We start from the raw sequence: 1,118 nt of genomic DNA on the forward strand, positions 1-1,118 counted from the left end.
ATGGCAAAGGCAAAGTTTGAACGGAACAAACCGCACGTCAACATCGGCACGATCGGTCACGTTGACCACGGCAAGACGACGCTGACGGCTGCGATCACGAAATACTACGGCGAATTCAAAGCCTACGACCAAATCGACGGCGCGCCGGAAGAGAAAGCCCGCGGGATCACGATCTCGACGGCGCACGTGGAATACGAAACCGAAGCGCGCCACTACGCGCACGTCGACTGCCCCGGCCACGCTGACTATGTGAAAAACATGATCACCGGCGCGGCGCAAATGGACGGCGCGATCCTCGTGGTTGCTTCGTCGGACGGCCCGATGCCGCAAACCCGCGAGCACATCCTGCTCGGCCGTCAGGTCGGCATTCCGTACATCACCGTCTACATGAACAAAGTGGACCTGGTGGACGACGAAGAGCTGCTCGAGCTGGTGGAAATGGAAGTTCGTGAGCTTCTGTCGGACTACGACTACCCGGGTGACGACACCCCGATCGTCAAAGGCTCGGCGCACCAAGCGCTGATCGGCGAAATGAAAGAGATCGGTGAAGATTCGATCCACGCGCTGATGAAAGCCGTTGACGAATACATCCCGACCCCGGCGCGTGCGGTTGACCAACCGTTCCTGATGCCGATCGAAGACGTGTTCTCGATCTCGGGCCGCGGCACGGTTGTGACCGGCCGTGTGGAACGCGGTGTGATCAACGTGGGTGACGAACTGGAAATCGTCGGCATCCGTGCGACGAAGAAAACCACCTGCACCGGTGTTGAAATGTTCCGCAAACTGCTTGATCGCGGTGAAGCTGGCGACAACATCGGCGCGCTGCTGCGCGGCATCGACCGTGAGGGCGTGGAACGTGGCCAAGTGCTGTGCAAACCGGGCTCGGTGAAACCGCACACCAAGTTCGAAGCCGAAGCCTACATCCTGACCAAGGAAGAAGGCGGCCGCCACACGCCGTTCTTTGCGAACTACCGTCCGCAATTCTACTTCCGCACCACCGACGTGACCGGCACCGTGAACCTGCCGGAAGGCACTGAAATGGTGATGCCGGGCGACAACCTGAAGTTCGAAGTCGAACTGATTGCGCCGATCGCGATGGAAGAAAAACTGCGCTTCGC

The 1,118-nt window shown here is 59.6% G+C and carries 1 protein-coding gene; it reads left to right on the forward strand.

Annotated elements, in window-relative coordinates:
* Positions 1-1,118: elongation factor Tu (gene tuf / locus CRO18_RS18495; protein WP_097083227.1), on the forward strand; the 1,118-nt coding region annotated here is incomplete at both ends.

Source organism: Rhodobacter sp. JA431 (assembly GCF_900217725.1).
Lineage (GTDB): Bacteria > Pseudomonadota > Alphaproteobacteria > Rhodobacterales > Rhodobacteraceae > Rhodobacter > Rhodobacter aestuarii.